The organism is Variovorax sp. MSC1_012 (genome assembly GCF_023667525.1).
In the GTDB taxonomy this organism is placed as follows: Bacteria; Pseudomonadota; Gammaproteobacteria; order Burkholderiales; family Burkholderiaceae_C; genus Variovorax; species Variovorax beijingensis_B.
Map to the genome: position 1 here is coordinate 1072656 of NZ_CM174443.1, position 23004 is coordinate 1095659.

Genomic DNA, 23004 nt, shown 5'->3' on the forward strand with positions numbered 1-23004 from the left:
TGGAGCCGGCGCGGGCTCAGGCGTGCGCCAGTTCCTGCGCGGCGGGCTGCAGCGACTTCTGGTAGTCCGCATAGGTGCGCTGTAAGCCCTCGGCCAACGACACCGTGGGGTGCCACCCGATGGCGGCCGCGCACGACACGTCGAGCAGCTTGCGGGGCGCGCCGTCCGGCCGCGAGGGGTCGAAGCGGATGCGGCCGCGGTAGCCCACGACCTCGCCGACCAGCTGCGCCAGCTCGGTGATCGACTGGTCCTCGCCCATGCCCAGGTTGATATGGGCGCACATCGGCGTGGTGTGCTGCTCGTAGCCCGCGCGGCTCAGGCCCATCACGGTGGTGCAGCCTTCGGCCATGTCGTCGACGTAGAGAAACTCGCGCCTGGCCTGCCCCGTGCCCCAGATCAGCACCTCGGGCGCGTCGGTGGTCTTGGCAAGGTGGAAGCGGCGGATCAGTGCCGGCACCACGTGGCTGTTCTCGGCGTGGTAGTTGTCCCCGGGGCCGTACAGGTTGCAGGGCATCACGCTGCGATAGTCGATGCCGTGCGAGGCGCCGTACTGGCGGTTGTAGCTCTCGCACAGCTTGATGCCGGCGATCTTGGCGATGGCGTAGGGCTCGTTGGTCGGCTCGAGCTGGCCGCCCAGCAGCGCGTCCTCGCGAATCGGCTGCTCGGTCAGCCGCGGATAGATGCAGCTCGAGCCGAGGAACAGCAGGCGCTTGACGTTCGCAAGGAAGGCCTGGTGCGTGACATTGGCGGCAATCAGCAGGTTCTGGTAGATGAACTCCGCCGGATAGGTCATGTTGGCGTGGATGCCGCCGACCTTCGCCGCCGCCAGGTACACCTGGTCGACGCGCTCGGTGGCGAAGAAGCGGCGAACGGCCTCCTGGTCGAGCAGATCGAGTTCCTCGTGACTGCGCGTGACGACCTCGTGCCCGAGGCTGCCCAGGCGCTTCATGAGCGACTGCCCCACCATGCCGCGATGACCAGCAACGTAGATACGCATATGTTCTTTCGGTTAAAGGTTGAGGGTTGAGGGTTGTGGGTTGTGGGTTGTGGCGCCTAGCGCGAGCCGCGCGCTCCGGCCACCACGAGAAAGGTCTTCAAGAGGATCGCGATGTCCTGGCGGATCGAGAGGGTGGCGACATAGTCCGCATCCATTGCCGCGCGGCGCCGGTAGCTGACCTCGTTGCGCCCGCTCACCTGCCACAGTCCGGTGATTCCGGGCCGCACGGCGCAGTAGCTGCTCCAATAGACGCCGTACAGTTCCTTCTGGGCAAACATGCAGGGCCTCGGGCCGACTACGCTCATGTCGCCCTTGAGCACGTTCCAGAACTGGGGCAGTTCGTCCAGGCTGTATTTGCGCAGCACCGCACCGAAGCGCGTGATGCGCGGATCGCGGTCGAGCTTCTGGTACATCTCCCACTGCCGCCGGGCTGCTTCGTTGCCGCGCAGGTAGCGCTCCAGCACGGCCTCGGCATCGGGCACCATGGTGCGGAACTTGTAGAAGCTGAAGACGCGCCCGTCCCGGCCGTAGCGCGGCTGCTTGTAGATGCCCGGCTTGCCGGAAGTCAGCAGCACGCCGATCCAGACCAGCGCGAACGCCCACCCGAGCAGAAGGAAGAAGCCACCTGCCAGCAGCACGTCCACGGCCCGCTTGGTGCCCATCAGCAGCCGTGAATTGCCAGGCGAATGGACAGCGGCATCCGATCGCAGCGTGTTCATGATGCGGCGCTCGCACGGGCAGGCTGGGGAAGCTCGGCAACCGCGCTCGGGTACTCGTGCACCCGCGGCTGGTAGCCGCCATAGCGGTAAGCCAGCTTGCCGTAGTAGCGCCGGCTGGTGTCCATCGCGTTCAGCACGACGCCCTGGAACTGCGCACCGGCATGCCGCAGCTGATGCGCGCTTTCCGACAGGTCGCCCAGCTCGTTGTCGCCGGCGCGAGCCACCATCAGCAGCGTGCCCATGCAGGTCGCCAGCTCGGCCGTCTCCGAGGCGAGCAGCATCGGCGGCGTGTCCACGATCACCACGTCGTAGCGTTCCGAGGCCTTCTCGAGCACCCTGGCAAAGGCGTCGCTCGTCAGAAGCGTGCTCGGGTCCGTGGGCAGCGCCCCGGTGGTCATCACGTCCAGGTGCCCGAGCACGCCTGTGTGGACGGCGTTCTGGAATTCGATGGCGCCCTGGATCAGTTCCGACAGTCCGCCGCGGCGCTTCAGGCCGAACACGGCCGCCAGGCTGCTGCGCCGCAGATCGGCGTCGATCAGCAGCACGCGGCGGCCGGTCGAGGCGAGCACGGCCGCGAGGTTGGACGACACGAAGGTCTTGCCCGCGCCCGGCGTGGCGCTGGAGATCATGACGCGGTTGTTCGATGCCTTGGGCATGGCGAACTTCAGCGCCGTGCGCAGCCGCCGCAAGCCCTCCAGCGCCGGGTCGTTCGGATGCTGCGCCGCCAGCAGGTGCACGCCGGGCTTGCCGTGGCGAACGGCGCGGTCGAGCAGGGGCTGGTGCGCGCTGAGCGCCACGGTGCTGTAGACGTCCAGGCCCGTGTGGCTCTCGATCTCGGCCGGGCTGGCGATGGTCTTGCGCCACGACCTGCGCAGGAACGCCGAACCCGCCCCGAACGAAAGGCCCGCGATCAGCGCGATGCCCATGACGATCGAGGCCTTGGGCCGGATCGGCTTTTCCGGGAGCAGCGCCTGGTCGAGCACGCGCACGTTGCCGATGCGCCCCTCCTTGGCGAGGCGCATCTGCAGCGAGCTGTTGAGCAGCGACACGTACAGGTCGGTGTTGACCTTGATGTCCCGCTGCATGCGCAGCGAGTTCTGCTGCAGCATGGGCATGCGGCGGATGCGCTGCTCCACGCCCCCGAGGGCTTTCCTGAGCGACGCGATCTGTGCGTCGATGGTCATCACGCTCGGGTCCCTGGACGTGAAGCGCTCGGAGAGTTCGATGCGCTTTTGCGTGGCATCGAACAGCTTCGTCTGCAGTTCCAGGTTCTGCGACAGCGCGTTGCGCGCCTCGTCGTCCAGGCTGATGGTGCCGTTCTGGTTGCGGTACTGGTTGTAGATTTCCTCGGACTGCTCCAGCTGCAGCTTGAGCTTGGGCAGCTCGGAGCCCAGGAAGTTGAGGGCGCGCTGTGCCTGCGCTGTCTTCTGGTCGATGTTCACGCGCACGTAGAGCCGTGCGACTTCGTTGAGCAGGTTGGCCAGCTGCGTCCGGTTGCCGTCGCGCCAGCTCACTTCCACGACCGAGGACTGCTTGCCCTTCTCGATCACACGCAGCTCGCGCTGCAGTTCGAGCAGCACGAGCTGCTTGGACTGGCGCACCAGCTCGAAGGCCGCGCCGGGCAGGCCCGAGATCGAGCCCACCAGCAGATGGATCGGGCCGAGCGGGGTCTGCGCATCGAGGGGCACGCCTACGGTGCCGGCGAGCGGCTTGTCCAGCTTGGGGTGGGTCAGCGTGTACGCGCCGTTCGCGCCCGCGGTCAGCAGGAATCGCTTGCCCTCCAGGTCGGCCGGCACGTTCATCTGCGCGACCACGATCTGCTCCTTGCCGCTCACGTAGCCCGACAGGCCCGCGAAGCCCGGCTCGGAGAGCGTCTTGGCGCGGCGCGCCAGCCAGGCGCCGACGATCGGCACGTACATCGGCTGCGCCTCGATATAGAGCTTGGTGTTCTCGATCGCCTGCTCGAGCACCAGGCGCGACTTGAGGATCTCGGCCTCGCCCGCGGTCGGCGTCTTGGCGTTGAGCGCGTTGCTCGCGGAGTCGCCGACCAGCGTGCCGCCCGAGCGGTCCGGGTCCTCGACCTGGATCAGCACGTTGGCTTCGTACACGCGCGGCCCGAACATGGCGTAGGCCGCGCCCAGCAGCAGCGCGACGGCGGTGATGCCCGCGATCTTCCATCGGCTGTCCAGCAGCAGGTCGACGTGCTCCCTGAGCCTGGAAGGAGGGTTGTCGGAAGCCGCGGTATCGGGGGCCGAGGGAGCGGGAAGTGCAGGTTGCCAGTGCGCATTCATGAGAATCACCTTTGTGTGTTGCCTGGACGAGTGGAGGTGCGGCTTCAGCGGCGGCTGGTGGTGCCGCCGAGGTTCACGACCTGCGCGGCGGGAAGGATCAGGCTGATCACCCGGTTCCAGCGCGCCAGCGGCACGGGGTCGACGTAGACCACGTCGCGCGGCTGCAGCTCGAAGCGGTCGGCCAGGGCCAGCGCCACCGGGTTCTTCGCATCGAGGTGGAACACCTCGGGCACGTCGCCGCTCGAGTTGCGCACCACGTAGATCTGGTCGGTCGAGGCGGTCTGCAGCGCCGGGCCGCCCGCATCGCCCAGCGCCTCGTTCAGGCTCAGCCGGCCGTCGCGCATCGGCAGCGCGGTGGGGCGCTGGATCTCGCCCATCACATAGATGCGGCTGTCGTCGCGGCTGCCCACGTTCACGATGTCGCCGTTCTGCAGCGGGATGCGGGTCGGGTCCAGCCCCAGGCGCCGAAGCAGCGGCAGGTCGATCACCATCGTGCGCTCCGCGCGCGTCAGCATCACGCGCGAACGATCGCCGGCCTGCGTGATGCTGCCGGCGCGGTTGATGGCCTCGGCCAGCGTCATCGGCACGTCGGTGAAGATCTGCAGGCCCGGCGTGCGGACCTCGCCTTCCACATAGACGCGCCGGCTGCGGAACGACTGGATCCTGACGCTCACGAGCGGATCCTTGACGAAGGGCTTGATCTTGCCCGAGATCATCTCGGCGGCGGACCTCTCCGTCATGCCTTCGATCTTTGTGCGGCCGATGTAGGGAAAGCTGATCTCGCCCTCGGCATCGACGATGAAGCCGGGCGCGACGCTCACTCCCGTCGGATCCGACTGCTGCGAGATGACGGCGCCCGCATTGGGCATCAGCTCGGGATGGCGATAGACCACGATGCCGACCACGTCGCCCGGGGCGATCGTGTAGGCCGGCGCCTTGCCGAACAGCTGCCGCACATCGGCCGGCAGCGCGGCGGGGTTGCGCGTTGCCATCGTGCGGATCAGTTCGGGCGTGATGGAGACGATCTTCGGCTCGCCCCGCGCGTCGCTGCCGCTCGAGCGGTAGGCGCCCCAGTTGCCGCTGTCGGGCGGGCCGAAGCCCGGCACCCCGCAGCCGGCCAGGCACAGCGGCAGCAGCAGCAGCGCCGCCGATCGGATGCGGATTCGGGCGCGGGCGCGGGCGGGAACGGCGCGGGCGATGCGCAAGGAACTGGCCGGATCGAGGTGTGCCATGGGGTGTGTCCTTTCTTCCTGGGGAATCGGTTCACTGCGGGACGTAGGCGCCGTGCTCGGGGCGCTCCACGACGGGTGCGAGCGGGCTCGGGCTGGTGCTGGGGCTGCGGCGTTCCGGGCCGGCGCTGATGGCGCAGGCGGCCACCCAGCCGCCGACGGAGCGCAGGAACAGCTGCTGTCCCCGCGCCGTGCACAGCGTGTGGTCGGCGTCGCGCATGAATTCGTACTGCACGGCCTGTGCGAACGGCTCGCTGCGGAACGGGCCGAGCTGGTCGCGGTCGTGGTCGCAGACATGCAGCGAACCCGAATAGAGCAGCTGCACCGCCACCTTGCGCTCGACCAGGCGCCTCATGGTGGCGCCGAACCACACGGCGTTGACCTCGGGCGGCTTGCGTTCCGCGAAGAAGCCGGGCAGCGGCTTGGTCGAATGGCTGGGCAGCAGGTGGCGCTGCAGCCAGCGCTTGGCCTTGCCCGCGAACGACGGATGTGCGGGCGCCGCCAGCGCGCGCCGCAGCGTGCGTTCCCAGCGCGAGCGCCGGTCCGGAAAGGCGAAGCCGTCGAACAGCGAGAGCGCCACCACGCGCGTGTCCGTCGCGGCCGCGGTCATGGCGTGCTCCACGCCCGAGCACATGCCCACGATCGCGAACTTGCGGATGCCCAGCATGTTCTCAAGAAGATCCATGCCGGCGCGCAGGTCGCGCACCGCGCGGGCCTGCAGGTCGGACGACGCATCGGATGCGTCGCTGTCCCCCAGGCCGCCAAGGTCGAAGCGCAGGCTGGCCACGCCGCGCGCGGCCAGCACGTGCGCCAGCTTCACGTTGATGCGGCGCGGCCCGACCCGGTGGTTGGCGCCCATGTTGAGCATCAGGCAGGCGACGTCGGCCGGCGCCCGGTACATGGGAATGGTGATCATGCCCATCAGTGCGTCTTGCGGTCCGAACCGGACGGGGCATTGCGTCATGTCATTCATGGAGGGCACCCTGCAAGCGGTTGAGCGCGTCGGCCGGAACCATGGCGCTGTTGGGATAGGGATCGGCGGTCCAGTCGAGCCGGTGCTGGAAATAGGCGAGCCGCACCGGCATGTGGCGCGACTGCTGCTCGGCCGCCCATTGCGCGGTGTGCTCGTCGTCGGGCGAGGTCAGCACCAGCGTGTCGTGCAGGGCGGTGAGCGGCAGCGATTCGGGCGCCAGCGCGCCGAGCTGCGTGCGCAGCGCGGGCGAGAGCAGGGTGCCCAGCGCTTCCTCGGGCAGCGCGTCGGGGTCGTGCGCAAGGTTGCGGCGCCACACCAGGTCTGGAATGCAGAAGGTCGTGTCGATGGCCACCACATGCTGCTCGCGCAGGAGGCGCGCATAGCGCCGGCCGTCGATCACCGGCTCCCACAGCACGAGCCGCGCCGGGTCGCAGCGTCCGTTGCGCGCCGCCAGCACGGCCAGGGTGGCGCCGAGCCGCGCGCCCACCCAGACGATGCGGCTTCCTGGAACCCTGCGGCGCAGCTCCTCGTGGGCCGAGCACAGGTCGCGGCGCCAGCCGTCGAGCTCTCCTTCGCTTTCATCGCCGGGCGAGTCGCCCGCGCCATGGAAGTCGAAGCGCAGCGTGGCAATGCCCGAGCGCGCGAGGCGCTCGGCCAGCACCTTGAAGAAGCGGTGGGTCCGCAGGCCCTCCTGGCCGAAAGGAGGGCACACGAGCACTGCGGTACTTCCGGGCCGCCCGTCGCCGGCGGCATGGAACACGCCGAAGATCTGGCGCGATGCCGGTCCGAACATGAAGGGGTGTGCGTTCATTGCGGCACCCTTTGCGCTGCGCGCCTTTCCGCCGAGCGGGAGCGGGCGCAGGTCTGCGCCGCAAAACTCGGCATGCTGGCGCGCACGTGCGTCTGCCGCCATTCCGCAATCGCTCCCACGCTGTCCACGCGCAGCGGCGCGGGCTGCAGCACGAGCCACAGGATCCGGCCGGCCACCGGCACTTCCACGCTCCGGCAGTCGGACTCCAGCCCCACCTCGAAGCGCTCCGTCGGCACGATCAGGCCGAGGCCGATGGCCTTGAGGCAGGCTTCCTTGCGCGTCCAGCAGGTCAGAAAGGCGTGCTCGCGCTCGCTGGCGGGCAGGGCCGCGAGCGCCTCGTTCTCGCTCTCCGTGAAATGCTGCGCGGCAAGCGCGAGCGCATCGGGCACCGGGCGCAACACCTCGACGTCGACTCCCAGCGGACCGCGTTCACCGATGGCCAGCAGTCCCAGCCCCAGGCTGTGGCTCAGCGAGAACCGCACCCGTGGCCAGCCCGACAGCGAAGGCTTGCCGAATGCGCTGCGGGTGAAGCGCAGCGCTTCGGGGCGCTCGCCCGTCTGCGCAGCCAGCGCGCAGCGCAGCGCAACATGCGCGGCCACGAAGCGCTGCCGGTCGGCCGCGAACCGGAACTGCGCGGCGCGCTCCAGTTCCTCGCCGCAGAGGAACCGCTGCGCCTCGGGGCCGGGTTCGTCGTCCAGTTCGAGATACCGGCAGACCGGCGCATCGACGGAAGTCAGGGAGAAAGCTGCGGAGCCCATGATGGATCACTCCTTGCGCAGCCAGCTGCCGAAGGCGCGGCTCAGCAGGCCGTCGCCGCGCACCGTGCCCTTCAGGTTGCCGAGCGGCAGCTTGCCCAGATCCGAGAGTTCGGCGTCCTCCGCGGCCTGGTGCGCGGACGAGGCGATCTGCCCGAGGTTCTCGAACAGGTAGCGGCGCGAATGCACGTGGTAGCCCAGCGTCTTCTCGGCCTGCTGGATTGCACGCAGCACGAGCAGCGAATCTCCGCCGAGGTCGAAGAAGTTGTCGCTCGAGCGGATGTCGTTGACGTCGATCCCGATCACCGAGGCCCAGATCTGCGCGAGCCGCGCATGCTCGGGGTTCAGGATGGTGCTTTCCGCCGCGGCCGCGGCCGGCGCATCCACCGGCGCCGCGGGCCTGAGCGGATCGACGGCGGCGAGCCTGCGCAGGTAGACGGCGCTCGCCGAGCCTTCTTCGCTCGCGAGCTCGGCCAGCGAGGCCTCGGGACGATCGGCCACTTTCTGCAGCAGTTCGAGATAGCGGTCGCGCAGCTGCGCCCCGGTCTCGCGCACGTAGATGTCGGCGTTGTAGATCAGCGCGCCTTCCAGCCCGTGCGGCTTGTCCATCAGCCACAGGCCGATGTCGTCGGTGGCGCCGCGCTGCATCAGGTGCAGCTGCCGCGTCTGCAGGCTGCCGAGCCGGCGCGCACGGTCGCGCGCATCCTGGAACGAGAACATCGACTGGTAGGGACCGACCGCCCGGATGCGCGCCCCCAGCGCGGGCTCCGCCATCAGGCGCTCGAACGGCACCTGCTGGTAGTTCATGAGCGCGAGCAGCTCGCGCTTCACGTAGCGCATGAACTCCGCGAGCGGCTGTTCCAGGCCGACCTGCAGCGACACCGGCAGCACGTTGTTGAAGAAGCCCATCACGTCCTCGGTCTCGGGCTGCTGCCGGCCACGCACCGGGTTGGCGATGACGATGGTCTCGGAGCCGATGATGCTGCTCATGGCAAACGCATACACGCCGAAAGTCAGCATGCTGAGCGTCACGTCCATGTCGCGCGCCACCTTGCGCAGCTGCTGCGTGGTGGCAAGGTCGACGCGGATCCAGTGGGCGCCGCCCTGGCCGCTCTTGCCGGCGCGCCGCGGCATGTCGGTGTTGGGCAGGCGCGGCATCGGCGCGCTCGCGAAGCGCTTGAGCCAGAAGTCGAGCTGGTCCTGGAACGACGGCTCCTTCATCCAGTTGGCCAGCCACTCGGCATAGTCGCCCTGCGTGGTGGCGATGGGCGCCAGCGCGTGCGGCCGGCCGCGCTCCGCTGCGTCGTAGATGGCGGAGAGTTCGCGCTGGAGCAGGTCGAAGGACCAGCCGTCCCAGATCAGGTGGTGCGGCACGAAGACGAACACATGCTCGTGCACGTCGAGCTGGAACACCGCGGCATGCAGCATCGGCGCGCGGTGGATGTCGATCGGCCGGTCGGCGAGCTCCTGCATGCGCTCGGCCAGCTCGGCCTCGCGCTGGTCGGCCGGCAGCTCGCGCAGGTCGATGAAGGGCAGCGAGAAATCCACCGACTCCGCGATCAGCTGAGCCGGCTGGCCGGTGTGCGGATCGGTGCCCATGCGGGTGCGCATGGCGGGCTGGCGGCGGATGATTTCCTTGAACGCGGCCTCGAAGCGCTCCGCATCGAAGACGCCGGTCAGGCGCTGGGCCGCGGGCGCGTTGTAGACCGAGCGGCCCGGGTGCAGGTCTTCCATGAAGCGGATGCGCTCCTGCGCGGGCGTGAGCGGCGCCGTCTTGCGATCGATGCGGCAGGGCAGTGGTGCCTGCGCGCCAGCGCCCGCGCGCTGCAGGCCCTCGACCACGGCGGCCAGCTTCTCGGCCGTGGGCGCCTCGAACAGCGAGCGCAGCGGCAGCGTGATCTGGAACTCGCGGCTCAAAAGCGTGGTCAGGCGCGAGGCCAGCAGCGAATGCCCGCCCATCGTGAAGAAGTCGTCGCGCATGTCCAGGCCCGGCAGGCTCAGCACCTTTTCCATGGTGACGAGCACCTTGCGTTCGCATTCGGTGCGCGGGCCGGCGCCGCGCCGCGCCTCGTCGCGCGACACCGCCTGCGGCGCGGGCAGCGAGATGCGATCGACCTTGCCGTTGGGCAGCGTGGGCAGCGCATTCAGCGCCACCACGTGCTGCGGCAGCATGAAGGCCGGCAGGTGCTCGCGCAGGTGCGCCATCAGCGCGTCGAGCTCGAAGTCGACGCCTGGCGTCAGCGCAAGATAGGCCACCAGCCGGACGTCGCCGGGGCTGTCTTCGCGCGCCACCACCACGCAGCGCGACACGCCGGCCACCTCGCAGCAGCGCGCCTCGATCTCGCCGGGCTCGATGCGGTAGCCCCGCACCTTGAGCTGGAAGTCGAGCCGGCCCAGGTGCTCGATGAGCCCGTCGTTGCGCCAGCGGCCGCGGTCGCCGGTGCGGTACACCGTCTTCGGGCTGCCGAAGATGCGGGCGGCGACGAAGCGCTCGGCCGTGAGTTCGGGGCGGTCGATGTAGCCCAGGGCCAGGCCTTCGCCCGCGATGCAGATCTCGCCCGGCACGCCGATCGGGCAGGGCTGCAGGTCGCCATCGAGGATCCAGATCTCGGTGTTGTCGACCGGGTGGCCGATGGACACGCCGCGCGAGGCGACGACGTCGGTGCGCACCAGCCAGGCGGTGGAATACACGGTGGTTTCCGTCGGCCCGTAGCCGTTCCAGAGCTCGTCCAGCCGCTCGCACAGCGCGAGCGCCAGGGCGGGCCGCAGCGGCTCGCCGCCGATCCAGCCGCGAAAGCCCGGGGCGCCAGGCCACTGGGCGTCGAGCAGCATCTGCCACATGCCGGGCGTGGCCTGCAGGAAGGTGATGCGTTCTTCCTGGAGCAGCCGGCACAGGCGGATGCCGTCCATGGCCAGTTCGCGCTGCACCATCACGATCTCGGTTCCGGTCGACAGCGGCAGCAGCAGGTCCGGCACCGCCATGTCGAAAGAGAGCGTCGTCACCGCGGCGATCCGGTCGCTTGCGGTCATGCCCGATTTGCGCTGCATCCATTGCAGCAGGTTGGCCACCGACCGGTGCCGCGCGCACACGCCCTTGGGCAGGCCGGTCGAGCCCGAGGTGTAGATCACATAGGCGCCGTCGTCGGGGCCGGCGTCGTCGCCGCTGGGCGGCAGGGGCTCGCCGCTGTCCTGCTGCCAGGCCGTTTCGCGGTCGATCTCGAACACCTGTCCGCCCGCTTCGCCGCGCCAGTTGCGCGGGGCGGCCGCAATGTCCGACGAGGTCAGCAGCAGGCAGAGCCCGGCGTCCCTGGCGTAGTGTTCGAGCCGCGCCTGCGGAAACGCCGGGTCGAGCGGCACGTAGGCGGCGCCGGCCTTGAGCACGGCCAATAGCCCGGTGATCATCTCGATGCTGCGCTCCAGGCACAGGCCCACGCGCTCGCCGCGGCGAACGCCGCGCGCGCGCAGCGCCCGCGCCAGCCGGTTGGACTGCGCATCGAGCTCGGCATAGCTGCAGATGCGCGCACCATCGCGCACCGCCGGGCGCTCGGGCTGCATCGGCACGCGCGCCCGGAATCGGGCCAGCGCATGCGGCGCGCCTTCCAGCTCCGTGGCCGGCGGCTGCAGCGCGACCAGGGCCTGCACCGCCTCGGGCGACAGCACCTCGAGCCGGCCGATCGCCTCGCCGGGGTTGCGCGCGGCCGAGCGAAGCACGCATTCGTAGATGTCCAGCCAGCGCTGCACGCTGGCTTCGTCGAACAGGTCGGTGTTGTACTGCGCCTCGATCTGCAGGCCGCCGTCGAGCGGACGAAGGTTCAGGAAGAGTTCGAAGTTCTCGTACTGGCGCGCGATCGTGTCCTGCGCGACCTCGAGGCCCGGGAAAGTCTGCGCGCTGCTCGCAACATCGGGGTCGACGTTGAACGCCACGCTCACCAGCGGCAGCCGGCTCGGGTCGCGCTGCAGCGACAGCTTGCCCAGCAGCGCGCCATAGGTGAGCGCCTGGTGCTCGAAGGCATCGAGCACGGCGGTGCTGCATTCGCTCATCAGGGCGTCGAAGCGAAGCTGCCCATGCGCGGCGATGCGCAGCGGCAGCAGGTTCACGCAATGGCCGACCAGGCCGGGCATGTCGCGCGCGACCTGGCCCGATGCCGGAATGCCCATCACGATGTCGTCCTGCCCCGTGAGGCGGTGCAGCGTGGCGATGAAGCCGCTGAAAAGGCCCGCGAACAGGCTCGCGCCGGTCTTCGCGCTCACGGAGCGCAGGGCGCTCACGAGCCGCCGGTCGAGCAGGCGTTCGGTGCGCAGCGAATGGAAGGTGCGCGTGGCCGGGCGCGGATGGTCTACCGGCAGTTCGAGCACGGGCAGGGTGCCGCCGGCGAAGCGCTCCAGCCAGTAGTCCACATGCGGCTGCATGTCGGGATGCGCGGCTTCGGCGGCTTCCTGCGCGGCAAAGTCCGCATAGGTGGGCGCCGCCTTCAGCGGCTGCCCGTTGCCGGTCTGCTCTGCATAGAGGTGGCCGAGCTGCTCGGTGATGACCATCCAGGACCAGCCGTCGCACACCACGTGGTGGGCCGACATGACGAGCTCATGCTCGGCGTCGCCCAGCCTGCAGAGCACCGCCCGGAACAGCGGGCCGTGCTCCAGCGCGAAGGGCGTGCACACCGCGTCGTCGTGCACGGCCTTCAGCGCCTGCTCGCGGGCGTCGGGCAACAGGCCGCTGAGGTCCTGCTGCTCCAGCAGGCCTTCGCCGGGCCGGCCGACCAGCATGCAGCTGCCGTCCGGCGAGATGGTGGCGCGCAGCGCCTGGTGGCGCTCGACCAGCCGGGCCACGGCACGTGCCATGGCGGCGGTGTCCAGCGGACCGCGCAGGCGCAGCAGCACCGATTCGTTGTAGGCCAGCGAGGCGTCGGTGCTCATCGTCGCACCGAGCCAGATCTCGCGCTGCGATTCGGTTGTCGGTATGACGCATTCGATGAGGCCGCCGGTGGCGGCGGGGCGGAGAACGGCGTTCATGCTGCGGCCTTTCCATTGATGAGGGGGGTGGGGCTGGCGGCGTCGGGCACGTACCAGAAGGGCTGGCCGTCGACGTCGCGGGCGAGGACGGAGCCGTCTTCCTCGCAGCGCTTGCGGTAGTCGAAACCCGTGACCACCGTCGCGCGGCGCGGCAGGAAGCCGGATTCCTGCATCTCGGCCACCGACTCCTTGAAGACGCGCTGGATGGTGGCGATGTCCTCGGCGCTGTGCGCGCTGGTAAGGAAGCAGGGGAAGTTGTCCAGGATGTGCACGCCGCGGCTGCGCATCATGGCGAACAGCAGGTCCTGCAGCGGATGCTCCTCGAGCCAGCTCACGCGCCAGAGCGAGGCGAACTGGCGGATCGCGATCGGCGCGCCCACCTCCACGCACCAGGCGGTCAGTTCGTCGGCCATGGCGGCGGTGCTGCCCGTGAGGCCGGCCTGCAGCGACGGGCCGGCTTCCTTCAAGTGCGTGAGCGAGGCCTTGGCCGCGGCCAGCGCGAGCGGGTGCCGCACGAAGGTGCCGGCGAAGTAGGTCACGCCGACGCCCGGGATCGAGTCGTCGCCGTACTGCCAGGCACCGCCGTCGAGCGCGTCCATGAAGGCCCGCTTGCCGGCGATCACGCCCACCGGAAAGCCGCCGCCGATCACCTTGCCGTAGGTGGCGAGGTCGGCGCGCACGCCGAACAGCTCCTGCGCTCCGCCAAGGCCGACGCGAAAACCCGTGATGACCTCGTCGAAGATGAAGCAGGTGCCGCTCTTCTCGGTGATGGCGCGCACTTCCTGCAGGAACTCGCGCGGCTGGAAGTCTGGCCGGCGGCTCTGCACCGGCTCGGCCAGCACGGCGGCCAGGTCGTCGGCGTTCTCGCGGATGAAGGCCAGTGCCTCCGCCGTGCCGTAGTCCAGCACGCGGATGTCGCCGAACATGCCGCTCATCACGCCCGGCGCGGCCGACAGGCCACGGCCGCCTTTGCCGGCGCGCACCAGCACCTCGTCGAAGGTGCCGTGGTAGGAGCCGGTGAACACCACCACGGTGCTGCGGCCGGTGACGGTGCGCGCGATGCGCAGCGCGGCCATCACGGCTTCGGAGCCGGTGTTGCACAGCGCCGCGCGGTCGCAGCCCGTGAGCTCGCAGATGAGGGCGGTGACGTCGGCCGCCAGCGGATGCTGCGGCCCGATCTCGTAGCCCGCGTCGAGCTGCTTGCGCACCGCTTCCTGCACGAAGTCGGGCTGCCAGCCGAACATGTTCATGCCGAAGCCGTTGAGCGCATCGACGTACTCGTTGCCGTCCAGGTCCCAGAGCTTGGAGCCCTTGGAGCGCTCGATGACGATCTGGTAGGTGATCTCCTTGGTCAGCGGCCGGAAGCCGTTGACCACGCGCGGGTCGGCCATGTGCGGGCGGTTGGCCTGGGTGAACTGCTTGCTCTTTTGCGTGCGCTCCACGTAGCGCCGCGTGAAGGCAGCCAGCCGGGCCTTCTGCCGGCCGCTCGGTTCGGCGGTGCGCTGGGTGTGGATGCGCGCGATGGCGCCGAAGGCCTTGGCGACGTCGTAGCGCTGCGGCTCCCTGGCCGGGGCGGGTTCGTCGGCGGCGGGCTGCGCCGCCACGGCCGCGGTGCTTGCGGGGGCGGCCGGCACGGCGGACGCAACGGGCAGCGTCTCGATGCCCGCGCCCGACAGCAGCGCGAGCTGGCGCCGCATCAGTTCCATCTGCTGCGCGACCAACTGAACGATCGGCCCGCTGCCGATGTCGGTGCTCGCGGCCGGTGCGTTCACCGCCGGCAGGAACGCGGCCGGCGGCTGTGCGGCGGCCGCCTGCACCGGTGCCGCCACGGTCAGCGGCACCGCAGCGGTGGATGCCGGCGCGGCCGCAACCACGGGCTCGGCCGGCAGGCTCTCGCGCAGGAATGCGGACAGGGTGTCGAAGCTGCGGTAGTTCTCCATGAGCTGGCGAAAGCTCAGGTTCACCTTGAAGCGTTTCTTGATCTGCGTGGCGACCTGCGTCAGCGTGAGCGAATCCAGGCCCAGCTCGCCAAAGGCGGCGTGTCCCTCGGCCTGCATCATGTCGATGCCGGAGATGTCCTCGAACAGGGATCGCAGCCGCGCGTCCATGGACTCGGTGGGCGCAGGAAAGACAGTGGACGCGGGAGATGGAAGTGGCGGGGGCACTGCAGCTGTCACGGTCGGCTCCAAGAAGGTGGGTGGAACGAAGAGCGCGGGCGTGGGTGGGGCAACGGGCAGCAGGGCCGGCGGCGAAACCGGCGAGGGGATGGCCGGGCTCGCCGCGGCCGCTGCGATGTCGACCCAGAAACGCTTGCGTTCGAAGGGGTAGGTGGGCAGGCGCACGCGCTGTGCGCCGGTACGAACGGAAAGGCGCGACAGCTCCACGTCCGCGCCGCATGTCCAGAGGCGGGACAGTGCCAGGCGCAGCGTGCGGGCCTCGTCGGCCGGCTCGCCGTGCAGCAGCGGCATCACTTCGGCCGCGCCGTGCTGGCGCACCAGCGTGGCCAGCGTGTTGCGGGGGCCCGCCTCGATGAAGAGCGGGCGCGCTGCCTGCGCCATGGCGCTGCGTACGGCGGGCGAGAACTGGACGGTGCTGCGCAGGTGGCGGGCCCAGTAGGCGGGGCTGGTGGCCTCGGCGTCCTCGAGCAGGCGGCCCGTGAGCGTCGAGAAGATCGGCACCGTCGGCGGGTGCAGCGCCACTTCGCCGACCAACGCCTCGAAGGGCGCGACGGCGCCATCCATCATCGAGGAATGGAAGGCGTGCGAGGTCTGCAGCTGGCGGCTCGCGATGTCTTCTTCCTGCAGCGAGGCGCGCAGGGTTTCGATCGCGTCGAAAGGCCCGGCCACCACGCAGGCCGTGGGGCCGTTGTCCGCGGCCAGCGAGAGCAGCGGGCCGAGCCGGGCCGAGAGTTCGGCGGCGCCCAGGCGCACCGACAGCATCGCGCCCGCGGGCTGCGCCTGCATGAGCGCGCCGCGGCGGGCCACCAGCCGGGCCGCGTCTTCCAGCCGCATCACGCCGGCGATCACCGCGGCCACGAACTCGCCCACGCTGTGGCCGATGAGCGCATGCGGCCGCACGCCCAGCGAGAGCAGCCGGCGCGCCAGCGCGTACTCGATGGCGAAGATCGCGGGCTGCGTGACGGCGGTGGGCAGCAGCGCCTGCGGGTCGTCGCCGAACATGCGCTCGCGCAGGTCGAAATCCACCGCGCTTCCGAAGGCTTTCAGGCAGGTGTCGAAGGCGGCTGCGAACACCGGATCGTTGGCGTGCAGGATCTTGCCCATGCCGGCGTACTGCGCACCCTGGCCCGGGAACATCAGCACCGGCTGCGGCGCGCGCGCGTCGACGCGGCCGCTGGCGCGCCACGGGCTGTCGCCTGCGCGCAGCGCGGCCACGGCTTCGGCCGCATCGCCGGCCACCACCGCGCGGCGGAAGGCATGGGCCTTGCGCCCGACGCTCAGCGTGTAGGCGACATCGGCCAGCGGCACGCCGGGCGTGGCGTCGAGATGCGCGGCAAGCTGCTCCGTGGCAACGGCCAGCGCAGCTTCCGAGCGGGCCGAGATCGGCAGCACCTGCGGCCCCGCGGCGCTGGCCGTGGCGGGCCGCGCGGGTGCTTCCTCGAGGATGACGTGTGCGTTGGTGCCGCCCACGCCGAAGGCGCTGACGCCGGCGCGCCGCGGCTGGCCGGTGCGCGGCCAGGCCTGCAGGCTGCCGCTCACGTAGAAGGGCGTGCGCGCGAAGTCGATCGCGGGGTTCGGCGCGCTGAAGTGCGCGGTCGGCGGAATCGCTTCATGGTGCAGCGAGAGCGCCGCCTTGATGAGGCCGGCGGCTCCCGCGGCCGTCACCATGTGGCCCACGTTGCTCTTGAGCGAGCCGAGCGTGCAGTAGCCGAGCGCGCCGGTGTGTTCGGCATAGGCGCAGGTCAGCGCCTCGACCTCGACCGGGTCGCCCATCGGCGTGGCGGTGCCATGCGCCTCGACGTAGGAGATGCTGCGCGCGTCCACGTTGGCCGCCGCCAGCGCCGCGCGGATCACCGCGGCCTGGCCGTCCACGCTGGGCGCGGTGAAGCTGGCCTTGGTGCCGCCGTCGTTGTTGACGCAGGCGCTGCGCAGCACCGCGTAGATGGTGTCGCCGTCGGCTTGTGCGTCGGCCAGGCGCTTGAGCAGCACCACCGCGGCGCCGTCGCTGAAGACCGTGCCCTGGGCCTGCGCGTCGAAGCTGCGCGTGTGCCCGTCGGGCGAGAGCATCGAGCCTTCCTGGTACAGGTAGCCGCTGCGCGGCGGGCAGGTGACGGAGGCGCCGCCGGCCAGCGCCATGTAGCACTGGCCGGTGCGCAGTGCGTGGAAGGCATGGGCCACGGCCACCAGCGAGGTCGAGCAGGCGGTATGGATGCTCACCGCCGGCCCCGTCAGGTTGAGCCGGTTGGCTACGCGCGTGGTGATGTAGTCCTTCTCGTTGGCCAGCATCACCTGGAACTCGCCCACCGCTTCGATGAGGTCGGGCCGGGTGGCGACATGGCGCTGGAAGTAGCTGGCGTTGTACATGCCGGCATACACGCCGACCGGGCCCGGCGCGGCATCGGGCACGTAGCCCGCGCGCTCCAGGCATTCCCAGCAGATCTCCAGGAACACGCGCTGCTGCGGGTCCATCAGCGCGGCGTCCTTCGGGCCGATGCCGAAGAAGGCAGCGTCGAAGTTCTCGATGCCCTCGATCACGCCGCGGGCCCGCACGTAGGCCGGGTCCTTGCGCAGCGCTTCGCTCACGCCGGCATCGAGCGTGTCGTCGTCGAAGAAGCTGATGGTGTCGCGGCCGGCAACGAGGTTCTCCCAGAACTGCTCGACATCCGCCGCGCCCGGGAAGCGGCCCGCGGTGGCGATCAGCGCAATCGCATCCGACATGTGGGCGTCGGGCTCGGCGAGCGGCGGCTGCTGCTCGCGCGCCGCGCGCGGCGCGGCGGCAGGTGCGGGCGCCGCATCGTCGGCAGCGGTCTCCAGCTCGGCCGCGATGGCGCTCGGCGTCGGATGGCGGAAGAAGAGATTGGTCGAAAGCGGCTGTGCGTTGTCCTGCTGCAGTTCGGCCAGCACCTGCAGCACGCGCAGCGAGTCGCCGCCCAGGTCGAAGAAGTTGTCGTGGCGTCCCACCTTCTCGATGTGCAGCGCGCGCGCGAAGGCTTCGCACACGCGCTGCTCGGCGGCGCTGCGCGCTTCCTCGAAGGGCTGCGCAAGATCGGGCCGCTCGGCCGCCGGTTCGGGCAGCGCGCGGCGGTCGAGCTTGCCGTTGGGCGTGACCGGCAGCTGCGCGAGCCAGACCTGCGCGGAGGGCAGCAGCGCCGCGGGCAGGCGCGCGGCCAGGTGCGCGCGCAGCGCATCCCATGAGAGCCTGTGCGAGCGCGCGACGAGGTAGGCCACCAGCCGCAGCTGCCCGTCGGCATCGGGCCGCGCATCGACGGCGCAGGCCTGGATCGCGGCGTGCGAGAGGATGGCCGCCTCGACCTCGCCAGTCTCGATGCGGTGGCCGTGGATCTTGACCTGGCCGTCGCGCCGGCCGATGAATTCGATCGTGCCATCGGGCAGCCAGCGCGCGAGGTCGCCGGTGCGGTAGAGGCGCTCGCCGGGTGCGCCGAACGGATCGGGCACGAAGCGTTCCTCGGTCAATTGGGGCTGCCGCAGGTAGCCGCGCGCGAGCCCGTGCCCGCCGATGCACAGCTCGCCCACCAGCCCGGTCGGAAGCAGGTCCATCGAAGGGCTCAGCACGCGCAGCACGGTGTCCTTGATCGGCCGGCCGAGCGGCACCGAGCGCAGCTCGGCGGGCAGTGCGGCCGGAATGCGGTGGATGGCCGCGAAGGTGGTGCACTCGGTCGGCCCGTAGCCGTTGCTGAGCGCAAGCGCCGGAAGCGCGGCCAGCGCGCGCCGCACGTGCGGCACCGAGAGCGCTTCGCCGCCGGTGATGAGATGCCGTAGGCCCGCGAGGTGCGCCGGGTCGTTGTCGACCACCGCGTTGAACAGCGCCGCCGTGAGCCAGGCGGTGTGCACATGGTGGCGCGCGACGGTGCGGGCCAGGCCGGCGCCCGTGGGCACGCGCTCACCATGCACCACGCAGCAGCCGCCGCTCAGCAGCGGTCCCCAGATCTCGAAGGTCGCGGCATCGAAGCCGAGCGGCGCGGCATGCAGCACGCTGCGGCCTGGCGCCAGGTCTGCATAGTCGATGCCGACGACCAGGCGCAGGATCGCGCGGTGGCAGATCTCGATGCCCTTGGGCGTGCCCGTGGAGCCTGAGGTGTACATCACGTACGCCACCGATTCGCCGTCGATGGCGGGAGCGCTCCAGGGCGCGGGTTCGGTGTCCCCGGCTTCGTCGAACAGCAGCAGCGCACGGGACTCGGGCACCAGATGGCGCAGCGCCGAGGTGCTGACCACCTGCTGCGCGTTCGCCTGGTCGAGCATGAAGGCGATGCGCTCGGGCGGGAAATCCGTCGGCACCGGCACATAGGCCGCGCCCGCCTTGAGGATGCCCAGCTGTGCCACCACGGCCTCGATCGACCTGTCGAGCACCAGCCCCACGTTGTCGCCGGCACGCACGCCCAGGTGCTGCAGCCGGTGCGCGAGCTGGCCCGACTGGCACTCGAGTTCGCCGTAGCTCATCTGCGCATCGCCTTGCGCGAGCGCGATGGCATCGGGTGCGGCCGCGGCCTGGCGGGCGAACATGCCCACCACGGTGAGGCGACGGTCCAGGGGAGCGGGGGCCGTGTTCCAGTCGGCGAGCTGGTGCTCGCGGTCGGCGGGGGGCAGGGTGCGGATGTCGCCGAGCGGGCTGTCGGGCCGGTCGAGCAGATCGGCGGCGGTGTCGGCAATGGCCGCGAGCAGTTGTTGCACCGATGCCGCGTCCAGCAGGCTCGCTGCCGCGCTGGCGTGAAGGCGTGGCGCGTCCGATGCGGTGGTGCTCAGCCAGAGGAGGAGGGGGGCCTGGGCGCTATCGATCCCAGGGTCGCCGCGCAGCCAGAGAGCTTTCGGTGAGGGCTCCGGCGAGCCTGCCGTTGCTGCCTGGCACCGTTCCTGGTCGAGCGAGGCGAGCCAGGTGCGGGCCGATTGGGCCGGATCCGGCTGCTGCTCGCCGAGCCAGCGCGCCTGGAGCAGCAGCCACGCGGCCGCGAAGGGGGTGTCGGGCAACTGGCCGGCGGCGCCGAGCCATTGCGTCCAGTGCTGCGCGCCCTGCTCCCCGAGTGCCACCGAGCCCTGGACCCGTTCGCCCGGCCTGTCCGAATTGAGGCGCGAAACGAACAGATCATCCAATGAAAGTCGGGGGGGCGCGGATTGCGCCGGATCGGCTAATTGAATTTTCATAGAAAAAACAGAAGAAAGAATGCATGCAATAGATGAGGGTTCATGGATTGGCAATTAGCCAATAAAAATTCATTAGTACGTTAGTTTGTATTTCGCGGTAATCCTAGAGGCTTTGTTCGGCGCGGTGTTGATCAAAGTTTGTCGAGTTACATTTCCGAATCATTCGTTACATATTCGTACTACCTCATATCGCTCGAACAGGGTAACCAGCGCCAATTTCGGACGCCTTTCCCCGATTCCGCTCGAACTGAGGAGTAGGCGTTTTCACGGAAGGCATTGGCCCAGGGAACCCACTGTAGGAATTACGCCGCTGCCGCGCATGAGCAATGCGCCCCCTCCAGAGGGAGACAAGCGCCCCCGGCCGCACTGCTTGCGACCATGACAAAGCGCCTGCCGAAAACATGGCAAACCGCTGCTGCGCAAGCCGAATACATCTGCAAAATGGGGAGGCGGGGTAGAGGCGAGACAGGGGAGTGCCGGCTGCCCGGCATTCCCTGCGCTGGATACTGCAGCTTGTCGGCCGGAAGCAGATTTGGCGGGGCTGCGAAGCGCAATGGATGTAATCGCTACCCGCGCGGGGCAAGGTAGCTATTGATTGACTTGGCTATGGGTGAATATGAAGATATTCACTGAGGGGGCGCCGGAATTGTGTAACTCCGGGATGGCCGGCTGCCTCGTTGATTGACAGGATTCAGGCCGTTTTTTTTAAATTTAATAAAATCAATCGGGTTTGTGGTGTTTTGATAGCAATTCAGGGCCTGGAGGTCCGCAGCAAATCCGAAAAGCGCCGGCTCTTGCCGGAACTTCGTCCGTGCGGCACCGAATCGTCAGGTGCGCATTTCAGCCAAAGAGGAAACCAGCTCATGCTTCCCAACCTGCTGCCCTTGCGTCACCGCGCCGAAGCCTATCGGCGCAAGTTCCTGGTCAACGAGACCGAGAACCTCTTCATGGGATCGTTCGAGAGCTTTGCGGCCGCCGAGGCCGGCGCGCCGGAGTCGAAGGCCGTCGGCTACAGCAACGCCAAGGCGGCGGGCGAGCTCTACACCCACCAGATCTACTTCTATGACTACCCCGGGCTTTTCTGGCTCGGGAGATCGTTCGACGAGGGCATGCGGCGCGTGTTCGACCTGGGCGGCCACGTGGGCATCAAGTACTACGCATTCCGCCGCGTCCTGCCGTACCCCGACGCCCTGCGCTGGACGGTCTGCGATGTGCCCGGGGTGGTGCAGTCAGGCAAGGAACTGGCCGTGCAGCGCGACGCCACGGCGCAACTGGACTTCACCACCGACTGCCAGGACGCGAGCGGCTGCGACGTGCTCTATGCCTCGGGCAGTCTGCAGTATTTGCCGCAGCGCATCGCCGAGATCCTGGCGGGACTTGCGGTCAAGCCGAAGCGCATCGTGCTGAACACGACGGCCGTGCACCCCGACCGCACCATCTACACGATCAACAGCATCGGCATCGCGTTCTGCCCCTACCGCATCCAGCATGTCGAGGAGTTGTGGGCCGAACTCAGGGATGCCGGCTACAAGCGCCGCGATGCCTGGCGCAACGAAGGCAAGCCCATCGAGGTGCCGTTCGTCGAGGGCGGCGACAAGCCCTACTACGCGGGCTGCTGCTTCGATCTGGCAGGATAGTGGGTACCTAGGTACCATCTGGTACTCGGCCCCGTGGTTACGCCAGCCTCGGCGGCCCGAGTCCCCGGCCTTCCGCCTCGGAAGGCTTCCTTGCTTTAGTGCTTAAGTTGGCGTCTTCGCTACACCGCGGCTGGCTTGCGTCCGACAAGCCAACGCGGCAGGGAAATACTTTTTTCGAAATTCACGCGAAGGAACATTCCGGCAACAACACCAATCGAGGGATCCGCATGCCTCTGACTTTCCTGATGAGCCTCCAGCACGTACCGCTGCCCAAGAAAGTAGTGACTCCCGAAGACGTTCGACACGTATCGGTCCTCAAGGCAACGGGTCTGATCGAAGCGGAAATAGCGCCGGCGCTGGACGGCTCGGGCAAATACAAGAACGCGCGCAACGCCATCGTGACACGCATCACTAAGGAGGGGATCGCCGAGATCAACAGGATGCGGACGGAGGAGAGCCGGTCGAAGCTTGCGCGGCGGCTGTGAGCGGCGTGCAGGCCGCGCAGGAGTGCGGGGCTTGTGGAGCGGGTGAAGGGAATCGAACCCTCGTATGAAGCTTGGGAAGCTGCCGTTCTACCATTGAACTACACCCGCAGCAGGCGCGGATTCTACCGTCAGTGGGGGTGCCCGACGGCCGCCGAAAACTACCTTCGAAAAACCGAAGGCTCGTTCTGCCCCCTTGCCGCAGCAAGGCACTTGCTTGCCGCCTCCGTCGCCTCCTGCATCAGTTCCTGATCGAGTGCATCGGGTGCGGGCCCGAGGTCGCGGAAGTAGGCGATCTGTTTCCGGTGCAGGTCGCTCGCCGCGTCGCGGGAGCGCTGCTCCAGTTCCTTCCACAGCCGCAGGTACGCAACGGTGGCGGGCACAAGCTCCGATGCAGCCCGGGCAACCGGGGCGGGGGTGGCGCCGATGTCGATCTCATCCGCATGCGCGAACTGTTCCTCGGCCCATGCCGGCTTGGGCGGCATGTCCCCGGCATGGGCCTCTTCGCCGATGCCGGCGGCAAACCAGCGGTAGGTATTCTTGCGTTTGCCGACGCGGCCCGTGGTTCGCACGAACAGGTAGCCCGCTGTCGCGTTTCCCGTTTCATCGACCGGTATGCCGGCTGCCCGAAGCGCCTCGACCCTCTCGCCGACGCTCAAGTAGAAGGACAACTGCAACGTGACTGTTGCGTTGTGAATGACCTGATGGACCATTTCTCCGCTCACATTGGTTGGCAAAGGGCGAAGCATCCCTTTCCCGGGCC

The 23004-nt window shown here is 69.2% G+C and carries 12 protein-coding genes and 1 tRNA gene; 2 read left to right on the forward strand and 11 right to left on the reverse strand.

Features of this window, described 5'->3' with window-relative positions:
- Positions 1-16: 16 nt before the first annotated feature.
- From L1081_RS05000 to L1081_RS05040, 9 genes are read right to left on the reverse strand one after another with little or no spacing between them, the layout of a single operon-like run.
- Complete coding sequence (locus tag L1081_RS05000; RefSeq protein WP_489415465.1) at positions 17-997, reverse strand: NAD-dependent epimerase/dehydratase family protein; 981 nt, start codon at positions 995-997, stop codon at positions 17-19.
- A 56-nt stretch (positions 998-1053) separates the two neighbouring features.
- The gene (locus tag L1081_RS05005) at positions 1054-1716 is read right to left on the reverse strand and encodes a sugar transferase (protein WP_489415466.1); all 663 of its coding nucleotides are present in this window, start codon (positions 1714-1716) and stop codon (positions 1054-1056) included.
- Positions 1713-4007: a succinoglycan biosynthesis protein ExoP gene (locus tag L1081_RS05010; RefSeq protein ID WP_489415467.1), complete on the reverse strand. Its 2295-nt coding sequence runs from the start codon at positions 4005-4007 to the stop codon at positions 1713-1715. The genes L1081_RS05005 and L1081_RS05010 overlap by 4 nt, the downstream gene beginning before the upstream one ends.
- Before the next feature lie 44 nt (positions 4008-4051).
- Entirely contained in the window at positions 4052-5239 is a 1188-nt protein-coding gene (locus L1081_RS05015; protein ID WP_489415468.1) for a polysaccharide biosynthesis/export family protein, read from the reverse strand.
- A 31-nt stretch (positions 5240-5270) separates the two neighbouring features.
- Positions 5271-6152: an alpha/beta hydrolase family protein gene (locus L1081_RS05020; RefSeq protein ID WP_489415469.1), complete on the reverse strand. Its 882-nt coding sequence runs from the start codon at positions 6150-6152 to the stop codon at positions 5271-5273.
- Positions 6153-6201: 49 nt separating this feature from the next.
- On the reverse strand, positions 6202-7020 hold the full coding sequence (locus tag L1081_RS05025; protein ID WP_489415470.1) for a serine aminopeptidase domain-containing protein: 819 nt from the start codon (positions 7018-7020) through the stop codon (positions 6202-6204).
- Positions 7017-7778 carry a 4'-phosphopantetheinyl transferase superfamily protein gene (locus tag L1081_RS05030; protein ID WP_489415471.1) on the reverse strand — a complete coding sequence of 254 codons (762 nt, stop codon included), beginning with the start codon at positions 7776-7778 and terminating at the stop codon, positions 7017-7019. The genes L1081_RS05025 and L1081_RS05030 overlap by 4 nt, the downstream gene beginning before the upstream one ends.
- Before the next feature lie 6 nt (positions 7779-7784).
- Positions 7785-12785 carry a non-ribosomal peptide synthetase gene (locus L1081_RS05035; protein ID WP_489415472.1) on the reverse strand — a complete coding sequence of 1667 codons (5001 nt, stop codon included), beginning with the start codon at positions 12783-12785 and terminating at the stop codon, positions 7785-7787.
- Positions 12782-20122 carry an amino acid adenylation domain-containing protein gene (locus L1081_RS05040; protein WP_489415473.1) on the reverse strand — a complete coding sequence of 2447 codons (7341 nt, stop codon included), beginning with the start codon at positions 20120-20122 and terminating at the stop codon, positions 12782-12784. The genes L1081_RS05035 and L1081_RS05040 overlap by 4 nt, the downstream gene beginning before the upstream one ends.
- Before the next feature lie 863 nt (positions 20123-20985).
- On the opposite strand from L1081_RS05040, the gene L1081_RS05045 reads away from it, so the two are divergent.
- Both L1081_RS05045 and L1081_RS05050 read left to right on the forward strand, forming a co-directional pair.
- Positions 20986-21759 (forward strand): methyltransferase, TIGR04325 family, encoded by a 774-nt coding sequence (locus tag L1081_RS05045; protein ID WP_489415474.1) that lies wholly within the window; start codon positions 20986-20988, stop codon positions 21757-21759.
- A 227-nt stretch (positions 21760-21986) separates the two neighbouring features.
- On the forward strand, positions 21987-22244 hold the full coding sequence (locus L1081_RS05050) for a hypothetical protein (RefSeq protein ID WP_489415475.1): 258 nt from the start codon (positions 21987-21989) through the stop codon (positions 22242-22244).
- A gap of 34 nt (positions 22245-22278) precedes the next feature.
- Here the strand turns inward: L1081_RS05050 and L1081_RS05055 are convergent.
- A tRNA-Gly gene (locus tag L1081_RS05055) sits at positions 22279-22352 on the reverse strand.
- Between the two features lie 50 nt (positions 22353-22402).
- Complete coding sequence (locus L1081_RS05060; RefSeq protein WP_489415476.1) at positions 22403-22954, reverse strand: hypothetical protein; 552 nt, start codon at positions 22952-22954, stop codon at positions 22403-22405.
- Positions 22955-23004 lie beyond the last annotated feature (50 nt).